Annotated in this window: 2 protein-coding genes; both read right to left on the bottom strand. The window is 41.4% G+C overall.

Annotation, left to right across the window (positions count from 1 at the left end; translation table 11 throughout):
* Window positions 1-62: 62 nt before the first annotated feature.
* A complete protein-coding gene (locus AC1WHX_RS11065) occupies window positions 63-2531 on the bottom strand; it encodes a bifunctional UDP-N-acetylmuramoyl-tripeptide:D-alanyl-D-alanine ligase/alanine racemase (protein WP_022390478.1) in 2469 nt (822 codons plus the stop codon).
* 4 nt (window positions 2532-2535) lie between these two features.
* The gene (locus tag AC1WHX_RS11070; RefSeq protein ID WP_122337371.1) at window positions 2536-3528 is read right to left on the bottom strand and encodes a GSCFA domain-containing protein; all 993 of its coding nucleotides are present in this window, start codon (window positions 3526-3528) and stop codon (window positions 2536-2538) included.
* Window positions 3529-3818 lie beyond the last annotated feature (290 nt).

Consider the following 3818-nt stretch of genomic DNA (forward strand, 5'->3'; position numbering starts at 1 on the left):
GGCTCGGAACAATTACCTCAAATTGTCACAAATCGGATATAAATATTAAATACAAAAAAGAACTATTCTCTATAATATACCCTCTTCACTCGGGAAGAAACCGAGGTCAATATTTCATACGGAATCGTTTGTAACCATTCTGCAACTTCCGTTACCGGTAACTGTTCCCCGAATATCTCCACACGATCTCCTTCCTTGCAATCGATATCCGTAACATCGATCATACAAACATCCATACATATATTCCCGACAATCGGCGCTCTCTTCCCATTAACGACAACAGCTCCTTTTCGATTGCCCAAATGCCGATTCAATCCGTCTGCATAACCGATAGGAATAGCGGCAATCCGAGAACGACGTGTAAGTACTCCACGTCGGCTATATCCGACCGTCTGGTCCTCATCCAGTTCTTTAATTTGTAAAATCGTAGTTTTCAACGTCGAGACAGTACGCAAGTCCGTATCCATCCCGCAAGCCGAAATGCCGTAAAGACCTATCCCCAAACGAACGGCCTCCATCTGCTCTTCGGTAAACCGGGTAATTCCGGAAGTATTCAGAATATGCCGCATTACCGGTTGGGGAGTAGCAGATTGCACCGCAACGGCACACTCCTTAAACAAAGCGATCTGCTGACGTGAGAAAGCATCGAAACGAGGTTCGTCGCTTCCGGCAAAATGAGAAAATACAGATCGTGCCATCACTGTCGTTTGAGATTTCAGCCGCTCCGACAAACGTGGCATATCTTCCAATGTAAATCCGAGTCTATGCATTCCCGAATCTATCTTGACATGTATCGGATAACGCATAATTCCCTGTCGTTCTGCTTCATATATTAAAGCATCCAATAATTTAAAACTATAGACTTCCGGTTCAAGAGAATAACGGAACAACGTACGGAAACTATTCATTTCAGGATTCATAACCATAATCGGCATCGTTATGCCGGCTTTCCTCAACTCAGCGCCTTCGTCCGCCACAGCCACGGCCAGATAATCGCATCCCCGATCCTGCAGAGTTTTAGCCAACTCATACGAACCCGCTCCATAACCGAAAGCTTTCACCATACAAATAATTTTGGTTTCAGGTTTCAGCTTTTGTTTATAATAATTATAATTATCTATAATTGCATCCAGATTAACTTCCAAAATCGTTTCATGCTGCTTCAATTCCAAAGCTTCCGAAATTTCTTCAAAATGATAATTCCGAGAACCCTTGATCAAGATAAGCTCATTCGAGAAACACTCTGCCGCCCCTGACGACAAAAACTCTCCGGTAGTAGAATAAAATTCCGCTTCCATAGGGAAAAGGGACTTATATGACAAAAGCTCCCGGCCTATCCCTATAAACCTGTCGATCTTCTTATGAATGACAATCTCGGCAACACGCCGATACAACTCATCGGGCGACATTCCCGATTGCAATATATCCGACAATATCAACGTACGTCTCATTCCCCGTGCCGCCGAACGCCTGTTCTGAAAATCAAGGGCAATATCCAAAGAATTAATGTCCGAATTATACGAATCATTAATGATAAGACAACCATTACGACCCTCTTTTACCTCCATACGCATAGCGACAGGCTCAAGCTTACACATGCGAGCTGCAATTTCTTCTCCGGTTTTACCCAAGTAAAGCATAACCGCCAGACAATGTATCGCATCTTCTATCGATGCATCTTCTACAAAAGGTATCGTAAATGAAGAAGAAAAACGCAAATAATCATAATCGATACGGGTCGAATCTTCTCCTTTTACAATTTTAGAAATATATAAAGCCCTGTCTTTGTCTTTTCTCGACCAGGCTATTTCCCGTGTTCCCATGCACATTTTTTCGGCAGAATCTACAATCAGAGGATCATCTCCATCATAGATAACCGATTCGGAATGCGTAAAAAGAGAAAGTTTCTCGATACATTTCTCCTGCATCGAAGAAAATCCCTCCTGATGGGCATCTCCCAAATAAGTCAAAATACCGAATGTCGGTTTTATTATCGCTTCCAACTTATCCATTTCTCCGGGTTTGGAGATTCCGGCTTCAATAACGGCAAGCTCGGTATTCTCATCGATTTCCCAAACAGAAAGCGGCACTCCGATCTGAGAATTATAGCTACGCGGAGAACGCACCATATTATAATCCTCATGCAATAACTGGTAAAGCCACTCTTTTACTACGGTTTTCCCATTACTCCCGGCAACTCCTATCACCGGAATCTTGAAACGTTTTCGATGTGCAGCTGCAAGACTTTGCAAAGCAGACAAGGTATCTTTTACCAAAAGGAAATTGGCATCTGCCATCTGCTTCCGGTCTTCCGGTAAAGAGCTCACGACAAAGTTACGGACACCTTTTCTATACAAGTCTCCTATATATCGATGAGCATCGTTACGTTTTGTCACCAATGCAAAAAAAAGAGTCTTTTCGGGGAAAGTCAAAGAACGACTATCCGTTAATAAATCCGATACCGTACACTCATGTACTATATCGCACTTTGCCTGTAAAATGCAAACGATATCTGTTATTTTATAATTCATCCGGTTATAATGTTTTTAAAAACAACTCCAGAGAATCTATCTCTTTCGAAAGATCAAAGTAAGAATATTTTTCCCGGATTTTTTTCAGTTTAAACAAATTTTGCATAGTAAAATCCCGGAATGCGTCCTTATCCGGAGTAAGAGGGCGATGATTCAACGCTTTTTCAAGACGTTCCCACTCCCGGTTCAAGGTCTGGGTCTCTTCAGAGAAACACGCTTCGGAAAAACGCTCCCAAATATATCTTATCGCCTGCTCATTCGGATGTGTCATTCCGGCATCATAAAAACGGTAATCCCTCAACTCGTCCATAACGATCTCATAAGAAGGAAAATAGATGCACCTATCAGGATACATCCGACATAACTCGTCCACGAATAAAAGCAAGACAGATTTACTAAGTTGGTTTTCATGCGCACCGTCTCTTAAATGACGGATCGGGCTGACCGTAAACATAATTCTTAATTCGGGGTTCGAATCTGACAAACGTTCTATCAGAGGAATCCATCCCCGAATCATCTCATCGACTCCGACACGACGACGATCGAACAACGAAGCCGGCAATTTATGACAATTAGCAACCACCTTTCCGGTCTCCCGCAAAGAATAGACGTATGCCGTACCAAAAGTCACCAACAGCCAAGACGCCCGGTGCAGTTGTTCCGCTCCAGCCTTCAACTCCCGATTAATTCCGTCAATACATAGTTCCGGATCTGTATGTGAAAAACGGGAATGATGCCGAAAACTGTGCCAAAGATTACCATCCCGAAAAATATCATTTACCGTATATCGATAACCGTCCGACATCATTTGCAAAGCGTCTGCAATGGAAACCGGATTATACAAAATACCCGTAGGATTAATTTTTACATTAAATTTATGAGCAACCAATAAATGCCCTATATTCTCGGCAAAACAAGAACCCAACAACAAAATCTTATCCCGATGAGAGATCTGATGTTGCAATTTTTCACAAGGTACGATCGTTCTAAATTCCATGTAACAAACATACAAAAAATAATGAAGCTTTTTAGAGCCTATCTAAAATTTACTCGGACAAAGTTTAAGAAAAATCCACATGAACAGGCGGTTTCTCTCTCAATAGCAAAACCATACCGATACCGTCAACATCGTTATAGACCGGGAAAAAAGGTAAAAAACAACCGGATAATATTTTTTATTAGAGAAATTAAACAAACTTTTGAAATAACAAATCAAAAACTAAAAGATAATTTCCCCACGATATTTAACAAAAAAAATATCTCTCCGACAGATACATACAATAAAGC

This window comes from Coprobacter sp. (genome assembly GCF_982436375.1).

What these genes read in the sequence shown, in the direction of transcription:
- AC1WHX_RS11065 (WP_022390478.1), bottom strand. Translation starts at nt 2,531, where the DNA reads ATGAATTATAAAATAACAGATATCGTTTGCATTTTACAGGCAAAGTGC.
- AC1WHX_RS11070 (WP_122337371.1), bottom strand. Translation starts at nt 3,528, where the DNA reads ATGGAATTTAGAACGATCGTACCTTGTGAAAAATTGCAACATCAGATC.